The following is a 24,918-nucleotide window of genomic DNA, read 5'->3' as shown; positions in this document are numbered from 1 at the left end:
CCGGCGTGCGCGGTCTCTCTGCGGCCGATTCTCCCGCGGCCGGACGGCCACGGCACCCCCGAGCCCGGTGCCGCTCCGGAGTACCCGCCGCCCGCCCGGCGAAACCGGCGTGTGCGGGACGCGGTGCCGGGGCGGCCGCGGCAGGCGGCCGGGCGCCGCCCCCGGCAGGCGGCACCCCGCCGTGCCGAGGCCGGTGTGCAGGGGCTGGCGTGCCGAGGCCGGTGTGCCGAGACCGGCGTGCAGGGGCTGGCGTGCCGAGGCCGGTGTGCCGAGGCCGGTGTGCCAAGACCGGCATGGAGAGGCCGGCGTGCCGAGACCGGTGTGCGCAGACCGGTGTGCGCAGCCCCGGCGGGTGGTGGGCCGCTCAGCGGGACCGTGCCTCCAGCCGCTCGCGCTGGGGCAGGACGGTGTACTTCGGATCCCTGGCGGAGGCCACTCCGGCGTGGAACACGGCGAACCGCAGCGCCGCGGAGCCCGTCAGCAGGGCCGCACCGGCCGCCGCCGCGAGACGCTTGCTGCGCCGCCGGCCCGCGCACACCGCCAGCGCGGCGCCGGTCGTGGTGAGCGCCTCCGCGCAGCGCAGCAGCGTGCGTGGCACGCCCTGCCCGTAGGGCTCGGCCGCCAGGCCCATGCGCCGCTTCATCACCCGGAACGCGCCCACTTCGAGGCCGGCCCCCAGTACCGCCATGCGGCGCGCGGGCCCCGCCTGCGCGACCGGGGCGGCGGCCAGGGCCAGCCCGGCCGCCGCGGTCGCGGCGGACCCCGCGAAGACGAACGGCATCTCCCGGTGCCCCTCGTGCCACGTGGGCACCGCGGTGTCGGAGAGCAGGACGGCCGTGTACGTGGCGACGGCCGGGCCGAGGACGGCGGCGGCCGCCGTGGCGGCGGCGCCGATCACGCGGTGGCGGCCCGCGACGTCGGTGGCCGCGGCGGCCATCGTGAGCGGGGCGTAACCGGCCAGCAGCCACGATCCCGTGTTCATGGGGGAGGTGGGCTTCACGATGCGGAGCATGTTGAGGAAACGGGCGGGGCGGCCCAGGTCGTGCACCAGGGCGGCCAGCGACACGGAGACCGCCCCCGCCGCGCCCAGCTTCGCCGTCCGGGCCAGGGCGGGCCGTTGGCCGGCATGGCCCCCGGCGGCCAGCAGCGACGACGCGCCGGCGAGCCCTCCGAGGTACAGGTAGCCGGCGATGTCCAGGGGCCGCCAGGTCGGCTCGTTCAGGATCGGTGTGCCGTAGTACGAGGAGAAGCGGGCCTCGGGCACCACGGGCTGCTCGCCGCGTCCCCGGCGCCGCCGCCGGCGCCCGCCACCGGCCCCCGTGACGGCGTCCCGCCCGCGCCGCGGCCCCTGCACCCCGTCGCGGGTGACGTCCGAACCGGTCATCGCCGCCTCCCGGCGAAGCTGACGACGGCCATCGCGGCGAGCGCGGCGGCGGCCGCCGCCGCGTGCCGCCACATGTCCGGCAGATCCCGGGTGGTGACGACCGGGTCGGGCGGCAGACCGTAGACCTCCGGCTCGTCCAGGAGCAGGAAGAAGGCGCCGTCGCCGCCGACCCCGTCGTCGGGGCTCTCGCCGTACAGGCGGGCATCCGTGACGCCCGCCGCGTGCAGCCGGGCGACGCGCGCGGCTGCCCGCTGCCGCAGCTCCTTCAGCGGCCCGAACTGGATGGACTCGGTGGGACACGCCTTCGCGCAGGCCGGCTCCATGCCGACGCCGAGCCGGTCGTAGCACAAGGTGCACTTCCAGGCGCGCCCGTCGCCCCGGCGCTGGTCGATGACGCCGTACGGGCAGGCGGGCACGCAGTAGCCGCAGCCGTTGCAGATGTCCTCCTGGACGACGACCGTGCCGAACTCGGTGCGGAAGAGTGATCCGGTGGGGCACACGTCGAGGCAGGCGGCGTGCGTGCAGTGCTTGCAGACGTCCGAGGCCATCAGCCAGCGCAGTTCGGTGCGTCCGTCGGGCGCGACCGGCGAGAGCGCCCCCGCGGGCGCGCCCGTGGGCGCGGAGCCGGGCGGTGGCCCGGCCGCTGCGGGGTCCGGGGAGGACGGCGAGGTGCCCAGGCGCCGGGCGGCGTCGAACACGTCGACGTCCTGGTGGCCGGCGCCGGATTCCCGCCCGCCCGGCGGCCTGCGCTGCTCGATGAAGGCCACGTGCCGCCAGGTGTCCGCGCCGAGCCGCTGGGTGTTGTCGTAGGACATGCCGGTCAGTGCGAGACCGTCCTCGGGCACCGAGTTCCACTCCTTGCAGGCCACTTCGCACGCCTTGCAGCCGATGCACACCGAGGTGTCCGTGAAGAAGCCCACGCGGGGCGGCCGTTCGCTGTGCCCGGCCGCCCCGCCCGTTTCCGCGGCACTGCCGTGGGCCATGACCGAACCTCCTCGCTCCCGTGCCCGCCGTCCCGCCGTCCCACCGCGGAGTGCGTCCGGCGAGCCACCCCCGGCGGCCCTGGTGGTCCCTCCGAGCCTGGCACGGGTGTCCTCGGGCCGCGCGCTCAAACGGGCGGGTCCCGCAGCCGACGTGACCGACGTGACGCGCGCGGCTCGCGGGACCCGGGCGGCCTCGGTCAGGCGCCGACGTAGGCCGCGAGGTGCTCGCCGGTGAGGGTGGAGCGGGCGGCGACGAGGTCGGCGGGCGTGCCCTCGAAGACGATCCGGCCGCCGTCGTGGCCGGCGCCGGGGCCGAGGTCGATGATCCAGTCGGCGTGCGCCATGACCGCCTGGTGGTGCTCGACGACGATCACCGACTTCCCGGAGTCGACGAGCCGGTCCAGCAGGCCGAGCAACTGCTCGACGTCGGCGAGGTGCAGGCCGGCGGTCGGCTCGTCGAGGACGTAGACTCCGCCCTTCTCGGCCATGTGGGTGGCCAGCTTGAGCCGCTGCCGCTCGCCGCCCGACAGGGTGGTCAGCGGCTGGCCGAGGGTGAGGTAGCCGAGCCCGACGTCCGCGAGCCGCCGGAGGATCGTGTGCGCGGCCGGCGTGCGTGCCTCACCGGCGCGGAAGAACTCCTCCGCCTCGGTGACCGGCATCGCCAGCACCTCGCTGATGTCGCGCCCGCCGAGGTGGTGCTCGAGCACCGCTGTCTGGAACCGCTTCCCCTCGCAGTCCTCGCAGGCGGTGGCGACGCCGGCCATCATCGCCAGGTCGGTGTAGACGACGCCGGCGCCGTTGCAGGTGGGGCAGGCGCCCTCGGAGTTGGCGCTGAACAGTGCCGGCTTCACGCCGTTGGCCTTCGCGAACGCCTTGCGGATCGGTTCGAGGAGCCCGGTGTAGGTCGCCGGGTTGCTCCGCCGGGAGCCGCGGATCGTGCCCTGGTCGACCGACACCACCCCCGCACCCGCGGGGACCGACCCGTGCACGAGCGAGCTCTTGCCGGAGCCGGCCACGCCGGTGACGACGGCGAGCACCCCGAGCGGGATGTCGACGTCGACGTCGCGCAGGTTGTTCGCGCTCGCGCCGCGGATCTCCAGCACCCCGGCGGGCTTGCGCACCGTCCCCTTCAGGCGCGCCCGGTCGTCGAGGTGACGGCCGGTGAGGGTGCCGCCCGCCCGCAGTTCCTCGACGGTGCCCTCGAAGCAGACGGTGCCGCCCGCCGTACCGGCGCCGGGGCCGAGATCGACGACATGGTCGGCGATCGCGATCACCTCCGGCTTGTGCTCCACGACGAGCACCGTGTTGCCCTTGTCCCGCAGCCGCAGCAGCAGTGCGTTCATCCGCTGGATGTCATGGGGGTGCAGGCCCGTGGTGGGCTCGTCGAAGACATAGGTGACATCGGTGAGCGAGGAGCCGAGATGGCGGATCATCCTGACGCGCTGCGCCTCGCCGCCCGACAGGGTGCCCGAGGGCCGGGACAGCGAGAGGTAGCCGAGGCCGATCTCGGTGAACGAGTCGAGCGTGTGCTGCAGCGCGGTGAGCAGCGGCGCCACCGACGGCTCGTCGAGGCCGCGCACCCACTGGGCCAGGTCGCTGATCTGCATCGCGCAGGTGTCGGCGATGCTGACCCCCTCGATCGTCGACGACCGGGCCGCCTCGCTCAGCCGGGTGCCACCGCACTCGGGACAGGCGGTGAACGTGATCGCGCGGTCCACGAACTCCCGGATGTGCGGCTGCATCGACTCCCGGTCCTTGGAGAGCATCGACTTCCGGATCCGCGGGATCAGCCCCTCGTAGGTCATGTTGATGCCCGCGATCTTCATCCGCGTCGGCTCGCGGTGGAGGAAGTCGTGCAGCTCCTGCTCGGTGTACGCGCCGACCGGCTTGTCCGGGTCGAGGAAGCCCGACTCGCTGTAGAGCCGGTAGTTCCAGCCGCCCGCCTTGTAGCCGGGGATGGTCATCGCGCCCTCGGTGAGCGACTTGGAGTCGTCGTAGAGCTGGGTGAGGTCGACGTCGGAGACCGTGCCGCGGCCTTCGCAGCGCGGGCACATGCCGCCGACGATGCTGAAGCTGCGACGCTCCTTCACCGTCTGCCCGCCGCGCTCCATGGTGACCGCGCCCGCTCCGCTGATGGAGGCGACGTTGAAGGAGAACGCCTTGGGCGAGCCGATGTGCGGCCGCCCGAGCCGGCTGAAGAGGATGCGCAGCATCGCGTTGGCGTCCGTGACGGTGCCCACCGTGGAGCGGGGGTCGCCCCCCAGCCGCTGCTGGTCGACGACGATCGCGGTCGTCAGCCCGTCGAGGACGTCGACCTCGGGCCGCGCCAGCGTCGGCATGAAACCCTGCACGAACGCGCTGTAGGTCTCGTTGATCAGCCGCTGCGACTCCGCGGCGATCGTGTTGAACACCAGTGAGCTCTTGCCCGAGCCGGAGACGCCGGTGAACACGGTCAGCCGGCGCTTGGGGATCTCGATGCTGACGTCCTTGAGGTTGTTCTCGCGCGCCCCGTGCACGCGGATCAGGTCGTGACGGTCGGCAGCGTGCGGTGCGGACGATCGCGTGTCCGTCCCCGTGGCCATGCTCATCGTGTCTCCTCAAGGGTGATGCCCGTGGCGGTCAGGCTATGTGCGGCGCGGCGACCGGCGCTTCTCGATTCCTGATCGGATCCGGAAGGTGCGAAAATCGACAGAGTCCGGGTGGCACGGACGGTGCCGCCCGCGCGGCCCCGTGCCGCTGGACTCCCGCGAGCCGCGGATGCCGTGCGTCTTCCGCGCGCGGCGGCCCCGGGTGCCCGCGCCGGGCGGGGAGAAGGGAGCGATGCTGTGCGTTTCCACAACCGCCGGCAGGCCGGCCGGGAGCTGGCCGCCAGGCTGCTGGAAGGGGCGGTCCGCGGTGATCCCGCCGATACGATCGTGCTCGCGCTGCCGCGTGGCGGCGTTCCGGTCGGGGCGGAGGTCGCCCGGGCCCTGCGGGCTCCGCTGGACGTGCTGGTCGTCTCCACCATCGGCGTGCCCGGCGCCCCGGACGTCGGTATCGGGGCACTCGTCGGTGAGGAACCGCCGCTGTTCGATCCGGTGGGTCTGGAAGCCATGCACCTGGACGAGCACAAGCTCGGCTCACAGGTGGCGGGGGAACGGACCGAACTGCACCGGCGCGAAGGGCTCTACCGGGCGGGACGCCCCGCTCCACGGGTTCAAGGGCGCAGCGTGGTGGTCGTCGCCGACGGGCTGACCACCGGCATCACCGCACGTGCGGCCCTGCGTCATCTGCGGCACCGGGACCCCGGGCGCCTCGTGCTGGCCGTCCCGGTCTGCGCCGCAGGCGTCGCCGACGCGCTGCGCGCCGAGGCCGACGAGGTGATCTGCCTGCACCGGCCGCACCGTGCGAGGTCCGTGGGGGAGTGGTACGCGGAGTTCGAACCGGTCTCCGACCAGGAGGTGCTCGACGCGCTGCGGGAACTCCATCCTGTGGTGTGAGCCCCCCGACCGCTCCGGCACGCGTGGGTCGCTCGGTCGCGGGTACCCGCAGTGCCGGACATGCCCGAGGGGACGAACGGCGCAGCGGGACGAAGGCCGCGCCGGGACGAAGGCCGCGCCGGGGGGAACGTCGCGGGGGGACGAACGTCGCGGGGAGAGGAGAGCGATGATCTCCGAGATGGTGATGGTCCCGGCGGAACACGCCGTGCTCGCCGGCGACCTCGTCGTGCCCGCCCAGGTGCCGGCGGTGGTGGTGTTCGCGCACGGCAGCGGCAGTTCCCGGCACAGCGTGCGCAACCGCGTTGTCGCCGCGGAACTGCACCGGGCGGGACTGGGCACGTTGCTCATGGACCTGCTGACCGAGCGCGAGGAACGCGAGGACGCCGCGACGGCCGAGCACCGCTTCGACATCCCGATGCTGAGCGGGCGCCTGGTCGCCGCCGTGGACTGGCTGGCGCAGCAGCCGGAGACCGGCGGACTCCCGGTCGCCCTGCTCGGGGCCGACACCGGGGCGGCCGCCGCACTGGTGGCGGCCGTGGAGCGGCCGGAGCGGGTGTGCGCGGTCGTCTCCCGGGGCGGGCGGCCGGACCTGGCGGGCGACGACCTGGCCCGGGTCCGGGCACCGGTCCTCCTCGTCGTGGGAGGCGGCGACCACACCGTCCTCGACTTCAACCGGGAGGCCGCCGCGAGGCTCTCGGCCCGGCACGAGCTCCATGTCGTGCCCGGTGCCACCCATCTCTTCCAGGAGCCCGGCGCCCTGGAGGAGGTGGCGGAGGCCGCCGGCCGATGGATCCTCGCCCAGGAGACAACCGGCTGACCGTGTCACCCGACGACCCGGCCGGCACCCACCGCCCGGGACGGCGTCCCCGTCCATGAGCGTGCGACCGCCCGGGACGGCGCCGCCGCCCGTGAGCATGCGGTGAACCCCGGAGGAAGATCTCGTCGCCCCTCGCAGAGAGGGGTGTCCGGGCGCGCGCCGCTGTCCAGCCCCGTACTTCGCAGGTCGTTGAATCGGATGATCTGGTTGTCGTGGTGGTGTCCGGGACTGGTGGTGGGGCGTTGGCCCGGGCGCTCTGCCTGTCGCTGCCGAGTTTCTGCGCCGGCTGGATGTGGCGGGGATCGTCGACGAGATCTGCCCGGGCGGTGCGAGTGCGCACCTGACGCATGGGCAGGTGATCGAGGCGCTGGTGGCGAACCGGCTGACCTCGCCCGCGCCGCTGGTGCGGGTCGCTGACTGGGCGCGCACCTGGGCGGTGGAGGAGGTCTTCGGGATCGAGGCGAGTCTGCTCAACGACGACACTGGGACATGACCAGCAAGTCCGTCCATGGCGCCTACCCCGAGCAGGACCAGGACGAGCAGTACCCGCTCATCGGCTACGGGCATCCCAAGGATCGGCGGGTGGACCTCAAGCAGGTCCAGGCCGGGCTCGCGGTGTCGGCCGACGGCGGCATCTCCGTCCATGCCCGTGTCTTCGGTGGCGGCGCGGCGCGGGCCTTCCGGCTCTGGGTGGAGGTGGGCCTGCGGGGTCACACCGCTGACGGTCTGCCCCGGCCGGGCTGGTCGGGGAGGACCACACCGCGCTCCGCTGGGTCGCCTACGCCCGACGCGACTGGGCCGAGTACCTCGCGGCCCGGGCCGAGGACCTGAAGGAACCGCCGGGTGGCGATTGCCGATGAGGGGCACGATTCGTGCTGCGGCTGGCCAATCGATAAGGTGCCAGGTCACGACCGCACCCGTTCGATCCACGGGCCGGTCAGGGCTCTGCCGCAGTTTGTGGCACCTCCACGGCTGCCTTGCCGACCCCTGCCTGCCCGGGCCCTGGGACACGGGGGCGATCTTCGCGGCGGGGCAGTCGGGCCCCGGCCGACGGGTCAGGAGGAACGAGTGGCACAGATCATCGCCGAGGTCTCACGGACGTTCAACGAGTTTCTGCTCTTGCCCAACCGGACCCGGACCGACTGCTCGCCCGCGACGGTCGAGCTGCGCACGCCCCTGGTGCGGCACATCGTGGGCGAGCCGTCGGCGATCGAGCTGCACTCTCCGTTCACGTCCGCGATCATGCAGGCCGTCAGCACACCGGAACTCGCGATCTCGCTCGCTCGCAACGGCGGTCTGAGCTTCCTGCACCACAACCAGCCGATCCAGGACCAGGTCGCAGCGGTCTGCCAAGTGAAGAACTTCAAGGCCGGATTCGTCACCAGCGATACGAACGTCCGGCCTGACGACAGCCTGGGTCTCCTGGTCGACATCATGCGCCGCACAGGTCACAGCACCGCCGCGGTCACCCACGACGGGACCGCCACCGGCCGCCTGCTCGGCCTGGTGACCTCCCGCGACTTCCACCCGCAACGCCACGACCTGGCCGAACCGGTCAGCGGGCGGATGACCGCCATCGCCGACTTGCCCCATGCAGGGCCTGACACCACGCTTTCCGAGGCCAACGCCCGGCTGTGGGACGAACGGCTGGACTGCCTCCCAGTGCTGGACGGCGAGGGCAACCTGCAGTATCTGGTGTTCCGATCCGACTACACGGACAACAAGCGATTCCCGAACCAGGTCGTGGACGCCGCCAAGCGCCTGCGCGTGGGCGCGGGCGTCAACACCCATGACTACCAGGAGCGCATCCCCGCCCTGGTCGAGGCGGGCACGGACGCGCTGTGCTTCGACTCGTCCGACGGCTACAGCGACTGGCAAGCACAGGCCCTGACCTGGGTGAAGAAGCACTATCCCGAGATTCCGGTCGGCGGCGGCAACGTGGTCGACGGCGAGGCGTTCACCTTCCTCGCCGAGGCGGGGGCGGACTTCGTCAAGGTCGGGGTGGGCGGCGGTTCCATCTGCATCACTCGTGACCAGAAGGGCATCGGCCGCGGCCAGGCCAGCGCGGTGCTGGACGTCGCGACGGCCCGGGATGCCTTCCGCGAGCGCACCGGCGAGTATGTGCCGATCTGCTCCGACGGCGGCCTGGTGCACGACTACCACGTGGCTCTGGCGCTGGCGATGGGGGCGGACTTCGTCATGATGGGGCGTTACTTCGCGCGATTCGACCAGGCGGCCGGCGCGAAGCTGCCCACCCGTGACGGCTTCGTGAAGGAGTACTGGGGTGAGGGCTCGAACCGTGCCCGTAACTGGCAGCGCTACGGTCAGGGCGGTCAGGGGCTGGTCTTCGAGGAAGGCGTGGACGGCTACGTCCCCTACGCAGGTGACCTCAACGAAGGGCTCGCCCTGACCGTCGCCAAGCTCAAGACCACGATGGTCTCCTGCGGCTCCACCACCCTGCCGGAGTTCCAGTCCACGGCCCGGCTGACCCTCGTTTCAGACCAGAGCTTCCAGGAGAGCCACGCCAACGTCACCCTGCGAGACACCCCGACGACGGTCTCCTGACAAGCCGCCGAGGCCTATCGAGGACTACTGGCCGGAGGGGAATGGTGCACGGCCGGAACAACCCCCTCCCGCCAGTAGTTCTCGGTTCCCTGGGTTGCTATCGCCCCGGCCGTCAACGCGATCCGTGTTCTGGAGACGTCCTCGCCGGTGCTGCACGGCAAAGGCCGTGCCTCCGCCCGGCTGCGGGACGGGGCGGTGCTGCTGAAGGCGGACGGCGTGCGGCGCCGGATACCGGTGGCGGCGATAGAGCGGGTCGACGTCCACGGCGCCGGGGGCCGGCGGCTGACCGTCGTCCTGACGGGCGACGAGCCCGTGGCGTACCACCTCCGGTGCCGCAGTGCCCCCGCCGTGCACGAGTTCGCGCACGCCGTCAGCCGTGCACTGCCCACACGGGACGCCGACGAGCGGCGGCCCAACGGGGGGAGCTGGTGACCGAGGAGCCGCTGGAGCGGGCGGCACCGAACCGGATCCGTCAGTTTTGGTGGGGCCTCGGGGGCGGATACGTGCTGGTGCTCGTCCTGCTGCTGGTGACGGACGCCGGGGTGGTCCCGGCAGTCCTCTGGGCGGTGGCCCCCGGCCCGATCGCCGCGGGGGGTCTGGGTGTGTACGGCGGATGGCAACTGTTCCGGGAGGCCTGGGTGTTGCGCACCCGGGGGATCACCGTGGAGGGACGGCTACAGCGATCCCACTTCTACAACGGCGTCGAGCAGTACACCTACGCGTACGTCGACAGCCACGGCGTACAGCGTGAGCGCACGGGCTCGGACGGGGGTGCCGAGCGGGCCGAGATCACGTACAACCCCGCAGACCCCGAAACCACCAAGGTCGGTCGCCGTACGGCGGGGCAACTCGCGTTCGGTGCGGTGCTCATCCTGCTGGCGGGTGCAGTTCTGCTGGCCGGTGTCGCGTTCGTGGTGGTGGGGATGGCGGCGCTGGCCATCTGATCGTGTGCCGAAAACCCGAAGGAAATGCCCTCCAAGGCTCATTGCTGTGGGACGGCGGCCAAATCATCTGAATCAGCGACCTGCGAAGTACGGGTCTAGCATGAGGTCGCATGAGGTGATCGCTCCCGGACGCGGGTGCGGTCGGCGGGTTCGCACATCGTCCGGGGGAGGCGCGGAAGGAATGCCGGTTGCCGGCCGCACGTCACGGCGGGCCCGACTCCGGGCCGCCGGGGGGCTCCTGGTCGCAGCGCTCGGGGCGGCCCTGCTCGCCGCGGCCCTCGGCGCGGGTGGTCGCGCGGGCGCCGGCGGGGCCGCGGGGGACGGGCTGGTGCACACCACCATCGAGGTGTCGCCGAGCGGCTGCGGCCGCGGCTGGGACAGGCCGCGCCCGGGGGTGCAGGTCTTCGACCTGCGCAACACCTCCGACGGGGCGGCCGAGGTGTACCTCGAGGACCCGGGGAGCCGGCTGGTGTACGGCGAGGTGGAGGGTCTCGCCCCGGGCACCACACGGCAGTTGACGGTACGACTCGGCAAGGGGGAGTACGCCTTCGAGTGCGTGCCCGACGACGCCGACGCGGTCGTCGGACCCACCGTGCGCCTCACCCGCGGTCGCGGTGGCCCGGCGGCGGCCCCCGTCACCGAGCACGACCTGGTGCCCCTGGCGATCGGCTACCAGACCTGGGTCGGCCGCGGCCTGGACGACGTGGTGCGGCTGACCGTGCGGCTGCGGGCCGCGATCGACCGCGGGGACCTCGCCGGGGCCCGTACCGCCTGGCTGCCCGCGCACCTCGCGTACGAGCGGCTCGGCGGGGCCTACGACGCCTTCGGTGACGTCGGCGAGCGGATCGACAGGACGGACGCGGGCCTGCCCGGCGGCGTCCACGACCCGACCTTCACCGGCTTCCACCGCATCGAGTACGGACTCTGGCACGGCGAGTCGGCCCACACCCTGCGCGCCCCGGCCGCCGCCCTCCTCGACGACGCCACCACGCTGCGCCACCGGTGGGCGCAGACCCGCATGGACCCCGCCCGGCTCGGGCTGCGGGCCCACGAGATCCTGGAGGACACCCTGCGGTCCGAGCTGACCGGGCGCACCGACTACGGCAGCGGCAGCAGCCTCGCGGCGGCCGAGGCCGAACTCGACGGCACGCGCGCCGTCCTGTCCCGGCTGCGTCCCCTGCTCACCACCCGGTACGCGGATCTGCCGCGCCTGGACGGGGCGGTGACCCGGGCGCGGCGCACCCTGGACGGCTTCCGCCACGGCGGTCGCTGGACCCCCCTCGACCGTCTGCGGCGCGCCCGGCGCGAACAGGTCGACGCGGTCCTCGGCGACCTGGTGGAGCGGCTCGCCCGGGTGGCGACGCTCTGCGATCCGCGGAGGACGGCATGACGACGGCGCACGGGACGGGCGGGGTCGCCCGGCGCGGCTTCCTGCGCGGGGCGGCTCTCGCCGGCGCCGGGCTGGCGGCGGGCGGAGGGGCCGCGCCGGGCACGGCGGACGACGCGGGTGCGCCCGCCGCCGTGCCCTTCCACGGGCCCCACCAGCGCTCGGTGCTCGCCCTGCCGCGCCGGGTCAGCGCGTTCACCGCGTTCGACGTGACCGCCGGCGACCGCACGGAACTCATCGACCTCCTGCGCACCCTCACCGCCCGCGCCCGCTTCCTGACCTCGGGCGGAACGCCCGAGCCCGTCGGTATCACCGGGCCGCCCGCCGACTCGGGCATCCTGGGCGTCCGCGTACCGTCCGGTGGGCTCGCGGTCACCGTCGGAGTCGGCGCCGCGCTCTTCGACGACCGCTTCGGCCTCGCCGCGCACCGCCCCCGCCGGCTCGGGGCCATGCCCGTCTTCCCGGACGACGACCTGCGCCCCGAGTGGTGTCACGGCGACCTCAGCCTCCACCTGCACGCCGACGAACCGGACATCGTGCTGCACGCGCTGCGCGACATCGCCCGGCACACCCGCGGCGGACTGCAGGTCCGCTGGCGCCTCGACGGCTTCACCAGCCCGCCCCGGCCCTCCGGAACTCCCCGCAACCTCATGGGATTCAAGGACGGCACGGCCAACCCCGACGCCACCGGCGCCCGCGCGATGGACCGCCTGGTGTGGGTGGGCGAGGACGCGGGCGAGCCGGACTGGGCGGTCGGCGGCAGCTACCAGGTCGTGCGGCTGATCCGCATGCTCGTGGAGTTCTGGGACCGGGTCTCCCTCGGCGAGCAGGAGCGGATCTTCGGCCGCGCCCGCGGGTCGGGGGCGCCCCTCGACGGGAACGCCGAGCACGATGCCCCGAGGTACGCCGACGACCCCAAGGGCGACGTGATCCCGCTGGACAGCCACATACGGCTCGCCGACCCGCGCACGGCGGACACCGCCGACCAGCGGATTCTGCGCCGCGCCTACAACTACGACCGGGGCACGGACGTCAACGGCGACCTCGACATGGGCCTGCTGTTCTGCTGCTACCAGCAGGACCCGGTCCGCCAGTTCGAGAGTGTGCAGCGCCGCCTGGCGGGTGAGCCCCTCACCGACTACATCAAGCCCTTCGGCGGCGGCTACTTCTTCGCCCTGCCCGGCGTGCGGGACGCCGCCGACTGGTACGGGCGCGCCCTGCTCGGCTGACCCCTTTCGGACAACTCGCCTTCCCCGCTGGTCAATACACGGTCAAGCTTCGGCCGCGCTTTCCTGACCGGGTGTTCACTGCGAGGTCATCATGGTTCCGCCCGGGCGCCGACCGCCCGGCGGAGCATCCTGATCCGTACCGCGCAAGACATCCGCGTCCGGAGGGTGACCAGAATGGGCAGCACAAGAAGACGAGCGGCGATACGGACCCTGGGAGCGCTGGCGGGCGCGGCCGCGCTCACGGTGCTCGGTGGCAACGCGCCCACCTGGGCCGCCGCGTCCTCCGGACAGCATCACGGCCGTACGCCGACGGCCACGCCGATCAAGCACGTCGTCGTCCTCTTCGGCGAGAACATCTCCTTCGACCACTACTTCGCGACCTACCCCGAGGCGGCGAACACCGACGGCACGAGGTTCACGGCGTCGAAGAGGACCCCGAAGGACATCGACACCCTGGCGCACGCGGGGCTGCTCACGAAGAACCCGAACCAGTACCTGCCCAAGCGGCTCGCTCCCTCGCAGGCCATGACCTGCGACCAGAACCACTCCTACGGGGCCGAGCAGTACGCCGCAGACGGCGGCAAGGCCGACAAGTACGTGGAGAACACCGAGGTCGGCAGGTGCAGCGGCGGCCTGTTCGGCGAACCGGGCCTGGTGATGGACTACTACGACGGAAACACCGTCACCGCGCTGTGGAACTACGCCCAGCACTACTCCCTCAACGACCGGTCCTTCAGCTCGGTCTACGGGCCCTCCACCCCCGGCGCACTGAACCTGGTCTCCGGTCAGACGCACGGCGTCGTCTCGACGGACCCCGCCTCCGGCACCGAGAACCCCGAGCAGACCTCGACACCCGACGCGTACACCGTCAAGTCGCCCGACGCGGAGGGGGTCGGCACGGTCGTCAACGACCCCGACCCGGCGTACGACGACTGCTCCGGCAAGGACCACACCAGCACCAACGCCCTCGCGGCGATGCAGGGCCGCAACATCGGCGATGTGCTCAACACCCGTGACATCAGCTGGGGCTGGTTCCAGGGCGGCTTCCGGCCGTCCATCGCGTGGGACGGCGAGCAGGGCCACTACGCCAAGTGCGACACCACGCACACCAACGTCGGCGGCGCCTCGGTCGTCGACTACAGCCCGCACCACTCGCCGTTCCAGTACTACAAGTCGACGTCCAACCCGCACCACCTGCCCCCCAGGAGCGTCGACGAGATCGGCCACGCCGGCCCGGCCAACCACAACTACGACCTGACCGACTTCGACGCCGCACTCAAGGCGGGCAAGCTCCCGGCCGTGAGCTTCGTCAAGGCACCCGAGTACCAGGACGGCCACGCCGGCTATTCCGACCCGATCGACGAGCAGCACTTCCTCGTCGACCGGATCAACGCGATCCAGAGCGCGCCGCAGTGGCGGTCGACCGCCGTCGTCATCGCCTACGACGACTCCGACGGCTGGTACGACCACGCCTACGTCGCCCCGCGCAACGGCTCCACGGACACCTCGCCCGGCTCCAACGGCAGGCCCACCGACGGTCCGGCCTGCCAGGCCGGCCCGGCGGCCTCGGGCGGTTACGCGGACCGCTGCGGGCCCGGCACCCGTCAGCCGCTGCTCGTGGTGTCCCCGTACAGCAAGGTCGACAGGGTCGACCACACGCCGACCGACCAGTCCTCGATCATCCGTTTCATCGAGGACAACTGGCACACCGGCCGGATCGGTGACCACTCCTTCGACGCCACGGCCGGCTCGCTGGCGGGCATGTTCGACTTCCGGCACCCCAACAACAAGCAGGTGCTGCTGAACGCGGACGGCTCGGTGAGGTCGGTCGGCCCGGTGAGGGCGGTGAAGGCGGTGGCCACCGGCATCACCCCGGGCCCGGCCATGCAGAACACGGCGGCGGCCACGGACGCCTCCTCGTTCCCCGGAGTCCCGGTGGGCATTGCGGCCGGCGCACTCGTGGCGGCCGGTGCCACGGGCACCTTCCTCACGCTGCGCCGCAGGCAGCGCGGCACCGCCTGATCCCGCGCGGACGGCGGACGGCGGACGGCGGGCGGCGGATGGCGGGCGGCGGGCGGTGGCTCCGTTTGGTGCCCGGGGCCGCCGCCCGCACGTCACGCCGCCCGACGCCGCCGGCCCAGCGCCGCCACCAGGTGCGGGTGCAGCCCGGCAGGTGCCGCGAGGAAGCTGTCGGCCCCCGCGGTCCAGGGCCTGCCCTCGGCATCGGTGACCAGGGCGCCCGCCTCACGGGCCACCAGGGCGGCCGGCAGCAGATTGGCGTCGTCGGGGCCGAACTCCCAGAAACCGTCGAGGCGTCCGGCCGCCGTGTCCGCGATCTGCCACGACGTGGGGCCCAGATTGCGTACGGCGCCCACGCACGGCAGCACGGCCGCGAGGGAGGCCCCCGCCTCGTCCGCGGCCCGGGGCAGACGGGTGAGGAACGGTGGCTGGCTGGTGGCCACCAGGGCGACGGCCGGATCGCTCTTGGGCGACGGGGCGATCGGACGGCCGTTGCGGGTGGCGCCGCCACCGAGAGCGGCGAGGTAGGTCTCGCCGGGCACGGGTGCGTGCAGGGCGGCCGCCACGGGCTCGCCGCCGCGGACCAGCGCCAGGCTCACACAGAACTGCGGCAGGTCCTGGAGGAACTGCACCGCGCCGTCGACGACGTCGACCACCCACACCTCGCCCTCGTCCGGCAGCACGGCACGGCTGTCCCACTCGTCCACCCAGGGGACACCGGGCCGCAGCGCATCCAGGTGCCGGCGCATGACGGCGACCGCCGGCGCCTCCAACGCGCCGTAGACGCGGGCGAGTTCGTCGAGGGAGGTGACGGGCGCGGGCCGCTGGGCGGCCAGCAGCAGCTCGCCCACCTCCTGCGCGGCGGCGGCCATCGGGGCGAGCAGGTCGTGGTGCGTCATCTTCGGCTCCGGTCCGGGTGAATCGGTCGAGGGGTGAATCGGTCGAGGTGTCGATCGTCCGTGGTTCCGGTGGCCGCGGCTCCCGACGGCCGGTCCGCGTGAGCGATACTGCCCTCCATGGCCCTCGAAACGGCGGATCCGGTCCTCGATGAGCGTGATCAACGGCTGGTCGCGGCCCTGCAGTGCGACGGGCGTCTGACCGCCGAGCGGGCCGGCGAGGTCCTCGGCCTGAACCCGCGCACCGTGCACCGGCGCTGGCGGGCCATGGCCGCCGACGGCACCTGCCGGGTGATCACCCTGCCCGCCAGGCCGGACCCGGTGGGCGCGCTGTTCCTGCGGATCCGGGTGCTCGGAGGCAGGCTCGACACACTCACGGCCGCCCTGGCGGCCCGTCCCGACATCCCGTTCGTCGACGTGTCGGCGTCCGGCGACGAGATCCTCGCCGTCTCGTGGACCCGGCCCGGCACCCGGGACCACCTGGTGTTCCGGGAACTGCCCGCCACCCGCGCCGTCACCTCGGTGGCCGCGGACACGGTCCTGCACGTCTTCGCCGAGGCCACCCACTGGCGGCACGCCGTCCTCAGCGACACCGAGCGCGCCGCCCTCACCCCGGTGCGCCCCCCGCGCCCCGCCGCGGCGCCGGCACCGCCGGACGACATCGACCGTGACATCCTCACGGCGCTGGAGGACGACGCCAGGGCACCGGCGGCCGCCGTCGCCGCCCGCACGGGCCACCCGGAATCCACGGTCCGGCGCCGCATCGCCCGGCTCGCCGGGAGCGGCCGGCTCCTCTCCCACGTCGTGGTCGATCCGAGACGGCTCGGGCTCCTCATCGACGCCAATGTCATGATGCGCGTCGCGCCCGGCCGGCTCGACACGGTGGGGCGCACGCTGGCGGCCCACCCCGCCGTCCACGGCGCGTTCGCCACCACGGGCCCGTCGAACCTGCACGCCGCGATCTGGGTACGCGACCTGGACCACCTCTACCGGTTCATCACCCGAGACCTCGGCGAGCTGGGAGTCGACGGCACGGAGACCGTCATCGTCGGCCACGCCGTCAAACGCCCGGGAAGGGCACCGGACGTGCGGCGGCGGTGAGCCGTGCCCCGCGTCGGCGCGGAAGCGCCGGCCGGCTGACCGGCGGGACCGCCTCGGGACGGGCGCAAGACCCGCCCGCGTCAGGCGCGCCCGGTCCCCCGGTAGAGGTCCAGCTCGCCGTCGAGTTCGACGGCGAGCACCGTGGCGTACTCGTCGACGTCGGCCACCGCGGGCGCGTCGATCCACGTCACACCGGGTACCTCGTGGAGACCGCCGGTGACCTGGTGACCCAGCTCGGCGCCGCTGCCGGCCACCGTGACGCGGCGCACGCGGTTGCGCAGCCCGCGCACCGCCACGCTCTCGCGCGGTGCGTCGAAACACACCAGATACAGCGTGCGCCGGTCGGCGGACAGGGTGCTCGGCCCGTAGTGGTGCCCCGCCGGCAGCCCGGCGACCGTCCCGTACACGGCGTCGCGGTGGCGCGCGATCCACGTGCCGAGACCCTCCAGACGTTGCGCCTGTGCCGCCGGGATCGTGCCGTCCTCCCGGGGGCCGACGCCGAGCAGCAGGTTGCCTCCCATCCCGATCGTCTCCGTGAAGTGACGCACCAGCCGGCGCACCGACTTGTGGTTGTGGTCCCGGTGCTGGAAGCCCCACGAGTCGTTGACCGTCAGACACAGCTCCCACGGCCCGTCCGGGGCCAGTACGGGAACGCCCTGCTCGGGCGTGGCGTAGTCGCCGTGGCTCAGCATGCGCGCGTTGAGGACCGCGTCCGGGTTGCCGGCCAGGATCAGCTCGGCCAGTTCCCGCATGCCCCACTGCTCCTCGGTGCGCTCCCACTCGCCGTCGAACCACAGCAGGTCGGGGTGGAACCGCTCGACCAGCTCGCCCACTTGGGCGTTGCGGTACGCGAGGAAACGAGCCCAGGCCGCGGGGTCCTCGGTGCCCGGGGCGGCATGGGAGCAGCGGTTGGCCGTCGTGTCGTCGTCCGGCGCCTCAGGGTGGCGCACACTGGCGTAGTCCGGATGGTTCCAGTCCGAGTGCGAGTAGTAGAGACCGACCTTGAGGCCCCGTTCGCGCAGCGCGTCGACGTAGCCGGTGACGAGATCGCGTGCCGCCGGGGTGCGGCGGACCACGTCCAGGTCGCCGTGGGCGGTGTCCCACAGGGCGACGCCGTCGTGGTGACGGGCGGTCAGCACGGCGTAGCGAGCGCCCGCGCGCGCGAACAGCGCGGCCCAGGCGCGCGGATCGTACCGTGCCGCGGTGAAGCCGTCGAGCTGGCTCATGTACTGCTCGTGGGAGATCTGCCCCGTGTAGAAGGACCAGGACTCGGGAACTCCGTCCACGGCATAGATGCCGTAGTGGATGAGGACGCCCAGTTTGGCGTCGGGGAACCAGGGCTGCATCGGCATGTGCCCACGCTAGACACAGCGTCGTCCCCTGCGGGCGTTGCTCACCAGCCCGAGCCCGAGCCCGAGCCCGAGCGCCCGACGCCCGGCAACCGCAGGACCGACCCCGGTGGTCCGGTGCGCGCCGGAATGATTGCCCCGGCCCCGGGCGGGTACGCGACGGGAGCCCGGAGCCGATGGCTCCTAGGGCGTGCCCGTCCGCCACGACCTGGGGATCTGCCATGGACATACCCGAGAACGACCGTCACCCGACCGCGGCTCAGGCGGCACTCACCACCCTCGCGGTGGACGCCGAGGACTCCGAGGCGCTGGACACGCTGGCCGGGAGCGACGTACTGGTGCCCGTGCCGGACGACGTCACCGAGGAGGACGCCACCGACCCGAACGCCGTGGCGCTGCCCGTCCTGGAGCAGCCGGACGGCGAGCAGGCGGTGCCCGTGTTCACCACCGAGACGGAGATGACGGACCTGTTGCCCTTCGTCTCCCGCTACCGCCTCGTGCCGCTCGGCGCGCTCGCCGCCCAGTGGCCCACCGACGACCTGCTGCTCACCATCGACGCGGCCTCGCCGCACGGGCTGACGCTCGACTCCGAGGGGGTCCGCACCCTGCTGGCCCGGCCGTAGGGGTGACACGGAAGGGCCCGTCGCCTGCGGACGGGCCCGAGTCCGGGATGCCGGCCGGTCAGGCCGGCGGCGTCAGGTCGGTCAGCGTGCGGGACAGGACGTCGCGTTGCAGCGGGAGCACCCGGGCGTGCAGCGCGCGGCCCCTCTCGGTCAGGGCGACCCACACCCCGCGCCGGTCCTCCTCGCACACGGAACGCCGCACCAGGCCGTCCTTCTCCAGCCGGCCGATCAACCGGGACAGCGCGCTCTGGCTCAGATGCACCCGCCCGGCGATGTTCTGCACCCGGCACTGGTCGCCCTCCGCGGGCGTCTCGGCGGCCAGGATGTCGAGCACCTCGAAATCGCTGGCGCCGAGCCCGTGCGGATGCAGCACACGGTCGATCTCGCACATGGTGCGCGCGTGCACGGACAGGATGTCCCGCCACTGTTCCTCGAGCCGGGCACCGGCCGTCTTCGCTGCCATACCGGCACGGTAACAGAAGGCGGCCATTTCGTTTACCGTGCAACTAGTGTGGGCGCAAAGGAAATGCCCGGCGCGACGCCTACGCGGCGGGATCCTGGGTGAGCCCCACGAGGTTGCCGTCCGCGTCCTTCACCGACGCGATCAGCTTGCCGCCGCCCACGTCCCGCACGTCCTGCAGCAGTTCGGCCCCCGCCTCCAGCAGGGCCGCGAGGCGCCCCCTGATGTCGGAGACGCTCCAGTAGGGCACCGGACCGGTCATGCCCGCGGCGTGCCCGTTCGGGTCGAGGCCCACGTCCTGTCCCGCGTCCCGGAACCCGACGTAGTACGGCTCGTCCGCGTACGGCTCCACCGCCAGCAGCGCGCTGAACAGGGACTTGGCCCGTGCGAGGTCCTTGACGGGGTAGATGATCGTCTTCAGGCCGGCGGTCATGGTGTGCTCCTCCGCGGTACGTGGTCCGGCGTCGTTCGCCGGCGGTCCCACGCTAGGGCGGGGGAGCGGGGCGTGGCTTCTCGAATCCTGACCGGTCGGACCGCAGCCGCCGGATCCGTTCGGCCGCCACCCCGGGGCCCTTCCCGCGACGCCACGGTTCCGGCACCGCCGACCGCGCATGCCGCCTACGGCGCGTAGACCTGGTCCAGCCGGTGGATGGCGCCGTCGTCGCCGGTCTGGTACTTGAACACCAGGCCGGAGTCGGGGTGCGCCTCGAGCCAGTCGATCAGTTCCTGCACGCCGATCCGCCGGTTCTCGCTGCTGTCGGTGATGGGATTGGTGGCCGTGACGTACGCGGCCTGGTCGAGGGCCCAGCGGCTGTCCTCACCGGTGACGACGAACGGCACACCGTCGCCGTCGGTCCCGGGGCATCCCCACGCCCCGTGCTGGATGACCAGATTCACCTTCCCGGTGCTGCCGTCGAGTTCCTCGACCCGGTAGACGGCGAACTCGTCGGGGTCGACATGGTCCGGGTCCGGCGGTTCGCTGACACAGCCGGCGGAGGGCGCCGCGCTGCTCGAAGCCGGCTTGGCCTTCGGCTTCCCTGCCGGCTTCCCTGCCGGCTTTCCGGCAGGCTTCCCGGCCGGTGTGCCGCCGCCGGCCGCGCCGGGCGACGAGGTGGCCGTGGCGCCCGTGCCCGGCGTCGCGTCGGGCTTCCCGGCGGGCGTGCCGCCGGAGGCGGCCGTGGCGCTCGTGCGCGGCGTCGCGTGGGCACCCGCGGTGGGCCCGCCCTCCCGGCACCCGGCCAGCACGGCGGCCAGCGCCACGGCCGTGAGCGCGACGACGGCGGGTCTGAGGCGGTCGGCATTCATCTGGGACGTCCCCCCTTGTCACGGGCGGCCCAGTCGGCCGCACCCCCGAGCCGGACCGTAGCAACGGTCCTCGCCGCGCCGCAGCACCGTGACGGCCGGTGTCACGGAGCCGGGACACAGCGGTCACAGGGTGCGGATCATGTGACGCCGACGGCGCTCACCGCTCGGAGGTGCCCTCGTCCACCCGGTACGTCTTCGTCCACGTGGCGCCGCAGCGGCAGCGGGACATCTCGATCAGGTCCCCGTCCTCGCCCACACTCAGACCGTTCGCGATGCGAACGTGAACATGCTCACCCATGAGAGGTCTCCTCGGATCCGGCGGACACCCATTGAACGAGACGCCGGGACGGTCGCCGAGAGAGCGCTCACATGCTGAGACCGCGGGACATGCCGGGACATGCTGGGGCGCGCCGGACGCGACGCCGCTGCGAGCCGGAACCGGTCGCACCCGAGGGGGAACCGATCCGCGCCCGGCGGTGTAGCACAGGTGTGAGAACGCGGGAGGGGGGCCGCATCGTCGACGAGGCCGCGGTGATCGCTCGCGTGCGCGCCGGGGAGCCGGAGGCGTACGCGGAGTTGGTGCGTGCCCATACGGGCAGCGCGCTGCGGGCCGCCGCCGCGCTGGGGGCGGGTGCGGACGCCGAGGACGTGGTGCAACTGGCCTTCGTGAAGGCGTACTGCGCGCTCGGGCGCTTCAAGGACGGTGCGCGGTTCAGGCCGTGGCTGCTCGCGATCGTCGCCAACGAGGCGAGGAACACCGTGCGGTCGGCGGCCCGGCGGCGCACGCTCGTCGGGCGTGAGGCGGCCCTGGCGACGGCGGAGTCACCGGGACCGTCATCGGGGGATCCGATGACGGCGACGTTGGAGACGGAGCGTCGCGCGGCCCTGTTCACCGCCTTGGAGAAGTTGAGCGAGGAGCACCGCCTGGTCGTCACCTACCGTTTTCTCCTGGAGATGGACGAGTCCGAGACGGCTCAGGCCCTGGGCTGGCCCCGCGGCACGGTGAAGTCCCGGCTCAACCGCGCCCTGCGGAAGCTGGGCCGCCTGCTGCCGGACTTCCGGCCTCGGGAAGGGGGTGACGAGCGTGGGTGACCCATCCGACCGTGAGGACACCGGCACCGGCACCGGCATTGGCTCCGGCATTGGCACCGGCACCGGCTCCGCTCCCGTTCCCGGCGGCCGGGGCCGGCGCGTCGAGGCCGCCCGACTCTCCGAGGAACTGCGGGACCTGGGGCGGTCGTTGGACGGACAGGCGGCCGGTGGGGCCGAGGAGATGGCTGAGCGGGTCCTGGCGCGGATCCGCGCGGAGCGGCTGCCGCATCCGGTCACCGCGCCCCCGGGCGCCGCCGAGCGGCTGCGAGCGGTACGGCACTGGACACGGGTGCGCCGGCGTGCGCTGACCGGGGCGCTGTGCGGGCTGCTGATGGTGCTCGCACTCACGCCCCCGGTGCGCGCGGCGGTCGTCGACTGGTTCGACTTCGGCGGGGTCCAGGTGCGCCACGACCCGTCGGCGGTGCCCTCGCCGGGTACCGAGGTACCGGGCTGCGGCCGGTCGGTCTCGCTCGCGCAGGCACGGCACCGGGCGGGCTTCACACCGGTGGTGCCGGACGCCCTCGGCGCCCCGGACACGGTGACGGTGGCCCGCGAGCCCCACGGACGGTTCCTGGTGACCCTGTGCTGGCGCGAGCGCGGGCACACGGTCCGGCTGGACGAGTATCCCGCCCGACTGGACATGGGCTTCGTCAAGAGGGTGCGCGAGCCGCCGCAGTGGATACCGCTGGACCCGGACACCTCCGCCGTCGGAACCACCGACGTCGGCCTGTGGTTCCCGAGGCCCCATGTGCTGGGCTTCTGGCTGGTGGACGCGGAGGGGAGGCGTTACACGCGCCAGGAGCGGACGGCGGGGCCGACGCTGCTGTGGACCCCGGGGACGGGGGGAGGAGAGGTGACGCTGCGGCTGGAGGGGGTGACGTCGCAGAGCCGGGCCGTGGCGATCGCGAGATCCGTCACCGCGGTTCGCGGCACTTCCTGAGTGCCGGGAACCCCGGACGCCCGAGCGGTGTACCAGGAGTGACATCGCGGCTCGGTGGCGGGCCGCAGGGGAATCGGCCGACCGGGGGTTCGGATGAGCAGAAGCACAGGCAGGCTCCGGAGACCGGCGGCGCCCGCGTGGGTGTCGGCGGTGCTGCTCGCGGTGATGGTGTGGGGCGCCCCCTCCGCCGCGGCCGGCGGGCCGACGAGTGTGCTCGTGACGTCACCGCGGAGCGCGAAGGCCACCGCGCTGTACTTCTCCGACAAGGAGTACGGACAGCTGCTGCACCTGCTCGGCGAGCCCGACACCGGCACCCGCGACAAGCCGCCGGGGGCCGACCCGGTCCACAGCCGGCAGATCAACGTCACATGGCTCGCGCACGACTTCTCGCCCTGGCGGCTCGACCGGGTCTTCCCGGACGGCACCGGTGCCGTCTGGATCCACACGGCGGCGAACGTGCCCGCATCACTGAACGGCTACTGGCACCGCGCCACGGACCCCGCCCGGCTGCGCACCCTCCTCGAGAAGCTCGGGGTGATGGGCGGAACCTCGGACACGGGATACTCCGGCATCGCTCCCGCACCCTGGCAGTCCGCCGTCCCCGAGGCACCGAACACGAGCACGAGCACCGGCACGAGGACCGCACCCCCGCCGGCCGCCGCGACGGGGGCGGGCGGCGGTACCGGCTGGTGGTGGTCGATACCGGGCGCCGTGGGCGGGGCCGTACTGGCCCTGCTGCTGCGCCCCCTCGTCACGGGGCTGCCGGACCGCCTGCGGAACCGGCGGGAGCCCGGGCCCCGGCAGGAGCTGAGGGACGTGTGAGCCGTCCCGCCGCCACGAGCACGGCGGTGCGCGGCCCGCGCACTCGGCGTTACCCTGTTCCCCGGCCGCGGGCACGTCTCGCGGCGCGGTGGTGGGGCCCGCCGTACCCGAACCGCGGCACCGCCGCCAACGGTCCCTACTTGCGATCGAGCCTGCCCTCGGCGGGGCCCCGGCGAGTAGGAGAAGCACATCCCCATGAGCGTCCCGCACCCCGACAGCGTCGGCGAGACCCGTGCCGCCGCGCCCGTGGCCGCGCGACGGCCGTCGACCTGGCACGGTCAGGGCCCCGTCGTGGCGGTCGTCGCCCTCGGCGGCGGCACCGGCGCCACGGCCCGTTACGCCGCCTCCCTGCTGTGGCCGGCGCCGGCCGGCGGATTCCCCTGGGCGGTCTTCTGGGTCAACCTCGCCGGCTGCGCCGTGATCGGCGTCTTCATGGTCGTGATCACCGATGTGTGGGCCGCCCACCGGCTGGCGCGGCCGTTCTTCGGCACCGGCGTGCTCGGGGGGTTCACCACCTTCTCGACGTACGCCGTCGACATCCAGAGACTGATCGACGCGGGACGTCCGCGCACCGCGCTCGCGTATCTGTGCGCGACCCTGTTCGGGGCCCTCGCGGCGGTCTGGCTCGCCGTGGCGGCGACCCGACGCGTCCTGGCGTGGCGGCAGCGATGAACGAGACCTTCGACCGGCGGCCCGCGGAGGCGGCGATGACAGAACTGACCGGCAGGGCCCTGCGCCTGACCGTTTTCGTCGGCGAGCACGACACCTGGCACCACAAGCCCCTGTACGCCGAGATCGTGCACCGCGCGCACGCCGCCGGACTGGCCGGCGCGAGCGTCTTCCGCGGCATCGAGGGCTTCGGCGCCTCCTCGCTGATCCACACGTCCCGGCTGCTGTCGCTGAGCGAGGACCTGCCGGTGGCCGTCGTCGTCGTCGACGGCGAGGAACGCGTCCGCGCGTTCCTCCCGCAGCTGGACGAACTGGTCACCGAGGGGCTGGTGACCCTCGACGAGTGCGAGGTCATCAGGTACGTGGGGCGGGGCGGCGCACCGCACGGCGCGCAGGGGAAAGGTGAGAAGTCGTTGTGAACTGGCTGCTGGTGATCGTCGGCGCCATGGTGGGCGCGCCCCTGCGCTACCTCACCGACCGCGCGGTGCAGCTCAAGCACGACACGGTCTTCCCCTGGGGCACCCTGGTCGTGAACGTCGCGGGCTGCTTCGTCCTCGGCCTGCTGACCGGCGCGGCCTCCGCCGGCCATGCCTCACCCCATCTGCAGCTTCTGCTCGGCACGGGCCTGTGCGGGGCGCTGACCACGTACTCGACCTTCTCCTACGAGACCCTTCGGCTGACCGAGACCGGGGCGGGGTTCTACGCTGCCGCCAACGTCGTCGCGAGCGTGACAGCGGGCCTCGGCGCCGCCTTTGCCGGGGTTTCGTTCGCCCGGGCTCTGTGACCCCGGTCGACCCCGGTCGGCGGCTGTCACCGGCGCGTAGTAAAACCTTCTAGAGCACCACCGTCTACAG

General features: G+C 73.2%; 27 protein-coding genes. 18 read left to right on the top strand and 9 right to left on the bottom strand.

The genetic code is table 11. The annotated features are described in order from the left end of the window. Positions 1–364 precede the first annotated feature (364 nt). The 3 genes from nrfD to ACFYMU_RS30870 all read right to left on the bottom strand — a co-directional run bounded on the left by nrfD (position 365) and on the right by ACFYMU_RS30870 (position 4,955). Complete coding sequence (gene nrfD / locus ACFYMU_RS30880; protein ID WP_388380257.1) at positions 365–1,384, bottom strand: NrfD/PsrC family molybdoenzyme membrane anchor subunit; 1,020 nt, start codon at positions 1,382–1,384, stop codon at positions 365–367. Then, positions 1,381–2,367, bottom strand: coding sequence for a 4Fe-4S dicluster domain-containing protein (locus ACFYMU_RS30875; protein ID WP_388380255.1), 987 nt, complete (start codon positions 2,365–2,367; stop codon positions 1,381–1,383). The genes nrfD and ACFYMU_RS30875 overlap by 4 nt, the downstream gene beginning before the upstream one ends. Before the next feature lie 197 nt (positions 2,368–2,564). Beyond that, entirely contained in the window at positions 2,565–4,955 is a 2,391-nt protein-coding gene (locus ACFYMU_RS30870; RefSeq protein WP_388380252.1) for an ATP-binding cassette domain-containing protein, read from the bottom strand. Between the two features lie 237 nt (positions 4,956–5,192). On the opposite strand from ACFYMU_RS30870, the gene ACFYMU_RS30865 reads away from it, so the two are divergent. The 10 genes from ACFYMU_RS30865 (at position 5,193) to ACFYMU_RS30820 (ending at position 14,810) form a co-directional block, all read left to right on the top strand. Then, positions 5,193–5,846, top strand: a complete 654-nt coding sequence (locus ACFYMU_RS30865; protein ID WP_388380249.1) for a phosphoribosyltransferase — start codon at positions 5,193–5,195, stop codon at positions 5,844–5,846. A gap of 166 nt (positions 5,847–6,012) precedes the next feature. Continuing rightward, entirely contained in the window at positions 6,013–6,663 is a 651-nt protein-coding gene (locus tag ACFYMU_RS30860) for a dienelactone hydrolase family protein (RefSeq protein WP_388380246.1), read from the top strand. 256 nt (positions 6,664–6,919) lie between these two features. Next, positions 6,920–7,156: a DUF4277 domain-containing protein gene (locus tag ACFYMU_RS30855; protein WP_388380366.1), complete on the top strand. Its 237-nt coding sequence runs from the start codon at positions 6,920–6,922 to the stop codon at positions 7,154–7,156. Beyond that, complete coding sequence (locus ACFYMU_RS30850) at positions 7,153–7,494, top strand: hypothetical protein (RefSeq protein WP_388380244.1); 342 nt, start codon at positions 7,153–7,155, stop codon at positions 7,492–7,494. The genes ACFYMU_RS30855 and ACFYMU_RS30850 overlap by 4 nt, the downstream gene beginning before the upstream one ends. Before the next feature lie 237 nt (positions 7,495–7,731). Beyond that, positions 7,732–9,228 (top strand): IMP dehydrogenase, encoded by a 1,497-nt coding sequence (locus ACFYMU_RS30845; RefSeq protein WP_388380241.1) that lies wholly within the window; start codon positions 7,732–7,734, stop codon positions 9,226–9,228. A gap of 147 nt (positions 9,229–9,375) precedes the next feature. Next, positions 9,376–9,660 carry a hypothetical protein gene (locus ACFYMU_RS30840; protein WP_388380238.1) on the top strand — a complete coding sequence of 95 codons (285 nt, stop codon included), beginning with the start codon at positions 9,376–9,378 and terminating at the stop codon, positions 9,658–9,660. Next, the gene (locus tag ACFYMU_RS30835) at positions 9,657–10,172 is read left to right on the top strand and encodes a hypothetical protein (protein ID WP_388380236.1); all 516 of its coding nucleotides are present in this window, start codon (positions 9,657–9,659) and stop codon (positions 10,170–10,172) included. The genes ACFYMU_RS30840 and ACFYMU_RS30835 overlap by 4 nt, the downstream gene beginning before the upstream one ends. Before the next feature lie 181 nt (positions 10,173–10,353). Continuing rightward, positions 10,354–11,562, top strand: a complete 1,209-nt coding sequence (locus ACFYMU_RS30830; protein ID WP_388380233.1) for an EfeM/EfeO family lipoprotein — start codon at positions 10,354–10,356, stop codon at positions 11,560–11,562. Next, positions 11,559–12,788 (top strand): iron uptake transporter deferrochelatase/peroxidase subunit, encoded by a 1,230-nt coding sequence (efeB, locus tag ACFYMU_RS30825; RefSeq protein WP_388380230.1) that lies wholly within the window; start codon positions 11,559–11,561, stop codon positions 12,786–12,788. The genes ACFYMU_RS30830 and efeB overlap by 4 nt, the downstream gene beginning before the upstream one ends. Positions 12,789–12,962: 174 nt before the next feature. After that, positions 12,963–14,810 (top strand): phospholipase C, encoded by a 1,848-nt coding sequence (locus ACFYMU_RS30820; RefSeq protein ID WP_388380227.1) that lies wholly within the window; start codon positions 12,963–12,965, stop codon positions 14,808–14,810. Between the two features lie 92 nt (positions 14,811–14,902). Here the strand turns inward: ACFYMU_RS30820 and ACFYMU_RS30815 are convergent, their stop codons facing one another. Further along, positions 14,903–15,706: an inositol monophosphatase family protein gene (locus tag ACFYMU_RS30815; protein WP_388380224.1), complete on the bottom strand. Its 804-nt coding sequence runs from the start codon at positions 15,704–15,706 to the stop codon at positions 14,903–14,905. A gap of 117 nt (positions 15,707–15,823) precedes the next feature. On the opposite strand from ACFYMU_RS30815, the gene ACFYMU_RS30810 reads away from it, so the two are divergent. Next, entirely contained in the window at positions 15,824–16,804 is a 981-nt protein-coding gene (locus tag ACFYMU_RS30810) for an Lrp/AsnC family transcriptional regulator (RefSeq protein WP_388380221.1), read from the top strand. 80 nt (positions 16,805–16,884) lie between these two features. Here the strand turns inward: ACFYMU_RS30810 and ACFYMU_RS30805 are convergent, their stop codons facing one another. Continuing rightward, positions 16,885–18,156 carry an alpha-L-fucosidase gene (locus ACFYMU_RS30805; RefSeq protein WP_388380218.1) on the bottom strand — a complete coding sequence of 424 codons (1,272 nt, stop codon included), beginning with the start codon at positions 18,154–18,156 and terminating at the stop codon, positions 16,885–16,887. A 218-nt stretch (positions 18,157–18,374) separates the two neighbouring features. On the opposite strand from ACFYMU_RS30805, the gene ACFYMU_RS30800 reads away from it, so the two are divergent. Beyond that, entirely contained in the window at positions 18,375–18,776 is a 402-nt protein-coding gene (locus tag ACFYMU_RS30800) for an SseB family protein (RefSeq protein ID WP_388380216.1), read from the top strand. A gap of 58 nt (positions 18,777–18,834) precedes the next feature. On the opposite strand, the gene ACFYMU_RS30795 is transcribed toward ACFYMU_RS30800, so the two are convergent. The 4 genes from ACFYMU_RS30795 to ACFYMU_RS30780 form a co-directional block, all read right to left on the bottom strand. Beyond that, a complete protein-coding gene (locus ACFYMU_RS30795; RefSeq protein ID WP_388380213.1) occupies positions 18,835–19,239 on the bottom strand; it encodes a MarR family winged helix-turn-helix transcriptional regulator in 405 nt (134 codons plus the stop codon). A gap of 79 nt (positions 19,240–19,318) precedes the next feature. Further along, positions 19,319–19,669 (bottom strand): VOC family protein, encoded by a 351-nt coding sequence (locus tag ACFYMU_RS30790; protein WP_388380210.1) that lies wholly within the window; start codon positions 19,667–19,669, stop codon positions 19,319–19,321. 185 nt (positions 19,670–19,854) lie between these two features. Next, positions 19,855–20,541: a hypothetical protein gene (locus tag ACFYMU_RS30785; RefSeq protein WP_388380207.1), complete on the bottom strand. Its 687-nt coding sequence runs from the start codon at positions 20,539–20,541 to the stop codon at positions 19,855–19,857. Positions 20,542–20,698: 157 nt separating this feature from the next. Beyond that, entirely contained in the window at positions 20,699–20,839 is a 141-nt protein-coding gene (locus ACFYMU_RS30780; RefSeq protein WP_388380204.1) for a hypothetical protein, read from the bottom strand. A 191-nt stretch (positions 20,840–21,030) separates the two neighbouring features. Between ACFYMU_RS30780 and ACFYMU_RS30775 the strand changes: the two genes are divergently transcribed. The 6 genes from ACFYMU_RS30775 to crcB (ACFYMU_RS30750) all read left to right on the top strand — a co-directional run bounded on the left by ACFYMU_RS30775 (position 21,031) and on the right by crcB (ACFYMU_RS30750) (position 24,848). Then, complete coding sequence (locus ACFYMU_RS30775; protein WP_388380201.1) at positions 21,031–21,633, top strand: RNA polymerase sigma factor; 603 nt, start codon at positions 21,031–21,033, stop codon at positions 21,631–21,633. Positions 21,634–21,682: 49 nt separating this feature from the next. Further along, entirely contained in the window at positions 21,683–22,573 is an 891-nt protein-coding gene (locus ACFYMU_RS30770; RefSeq protein ID WP_388380363.1) for a hypothetical protein, read from the top strand. A 93-nt stretch (positions 22,574–22,666) separates the two neighbouring features. Then, a complete protein-coding gene (locus ACFYMU_RS30765; RefSeq protein WP_388380199.1) occupies positions 22,667–23,395 on the top strand; it encodes a hypothetical protein in 729 nt (242 codons plus the stop codon). A gap of 195 nt (positions 23,396–23,590) precedes the next feature. Further along, positions 23,591–24,067: a fluoride efflux transporter CrcB gene (crcB, locus tag ACFYMU_RS30760; protein WP_388380196.1), complete on the top strand. Its 477-nt coding sequence runs from the start codon at positions 23,591–23,593 to the stop codon at positions 24,065–24,067. Between the two features lie 35 nt (positions 24,068–24,102). Next, positions 24,103–24,483 carry a DUF190 domain-containing protein gene (locus ACFYMU_RS30755; protein WP_388380360.1) on the top strand — a complete coding sequence of 127 codons (381 nt, stop codon included), beginning with the start codon at positions 24,103–24,105 and terminating at the stop codon, positions 24,481–24,483. Beyond that, entirely contained in the window at positions 24,480–24,848 is a 369-nt protein-coding gene (gene crcB, locus ACFYMU_RS30750; RefSeq protein WP_388380193.1) for a fluoride efflux transporter CrcB, read from the top strand. Before ACFYMU_RS30755 ends, crcB (ACFYMU_RS30750) begins: the two co-directional genes overlap by 4 nt. The last annotated feature ends 70 nt before the right edge of the window (positions 24,849–24,918 follow it).

It is taken from the genome of Streptomyces sp. NPDC007264, assembly GCF_042869095.1.
Taxonomy (GTDB): domain Bacteria; phylum Actinomycetota; class Actinomycetes; order Streptomycetales; family Streptomycetaceae; genus Streptomyces.
This window is presented reverse-complemented; position numbering and strand designations above follow the sequence as displayed.

Coding starts and splice junctions, on each gene's coding strand:
- ACFYMU_RS30795 (WP_388380213.1), bottom strand. CDS start 19,239: ATGGCAGCGAAGACGGCCGGTGCCCGGCTCGAGGAACAGTGGCGGGAC.
- ACFYMU_RS30805 (WP_388380218.1), bottom strand. CDS start 18,156: ATGCCGATGCAGCCCTGGTTCCCCGACGCCAAACTGGGCGTCCTCATC.
- ACFYMU_RS30830 (WP_388380233.1), top strand. CDS start 10,354: ATGCCGGTTGCCGGCCGCACGTCACGGCGGGCCCGACTCCGGGCCGCC.
- ACFYMU_RS30875 (WP_388380255.1), bottom strand. CDS start 2,367: ATGGCCCACGGCAGTGCCGCGGAAACGGGCGGGGCGGCCGGGCACAGC.
- nrfD (WP_388380257.1), bottom strand. CDS start 1,384: ATGACCGGTTCGGACGTCACCCGCGACGGGGTGCAGGGGCCGCGGCGC.
- ACFYMU_RS30870 (WP_388380252.1), bottom strand. CDS start 4,955: ATGAGCATGGCCACGGGGACGGACACGCGATCGTCCGCACCGCACGCT.
- ACFYMU_RS30785 (WP_388380207.1), bottom strand. CDS start 20,541: ATGAATGCCGACCGCCTCAGACCCGCCGTCGTCGCGCTCACGGCCGTG.
- ACFYMU_RS30780 (WP_388380204.1), bottom strand. CDS start 20,839: ATGGGTGAGCATGTTCACGTTCGCATCGCGAACGGTCTGAGTGTGGGC.
- ACFYMU_RS30815 (WP_388380224.1), bottom strand. CDS start 15,706: ATGACGCACCACGACCTGCTCGCCCCGATGGCCGCCGCCGCGCAGGAG.
- ACFYMU_RS30765 (WP_388380199.1), top strand. CDS start 22,667: ATGAGCAGAAGCACAGGCAGGCTCCGGAGACCGGCGGCGCCCGCGTGG.
- ACFYMU_RS30790 (WP_388380210.1), bottom strand. CDS start 19,669: ATGACCGCCGGCCTGAAGACGATCATCTACCCCGTCAAGGACCTCGCA.
- ACFYMU_RS30820 (WP_388380227.1), top strand. CDS start 12,963: ATGGGCAGCACAAGAAGACGAGCGGCGATACGGACCCTGGGAGCGCTG.
- ACFYMU_RS30850 (WP_388380244.1), top strand. CDS start 7,153: ATGACCAGCAAGTCCGTCCATGGCGCCTACCCCGAGCAGGACCAGGAC.
- crcB (WP_388380196.1), top strand. CDS start 23,591: ATGAGCGTCCCGCACCCCGACAGCGTCGGCGAGACCCGTGCCGCCGCG.
- ACFYMU_RS30755 (WP_388380360.1), top strand. CDS start 24,103: ATGACAGAACTGACCGGCAGGGCCCTGCGCCTGACCGTTTTCGTCGGC.
- ACFYMU_RS30860 (WP_388380246.1), top strand. CDS start 6,013: ATGATCTCCGAGATGGTGATGGTCCCGGCGGAACACGCCGTGCTCGCC.
- ACFYMU_RS30810 (WP_388380221.1), top strand. CDS start 15,824: ATGGCCCTCGAAACGGCGGATCCGGTCCTCGATGAGCGTGATCAACGG.
- efeB (WP_388380230.1), top strand. CDS start 11,559: ATGACGACGGCGCACGGGACGGGCGGGGTCGCCCGGCGCGGCTTCCTG.
- ACFYMU_RS30800 (WP_388380216.1), top strand. CDS start 18,375: ATGGACATACCCGAGAACGACCGTCACCCGACCGCGGCTCAGGCGGCA.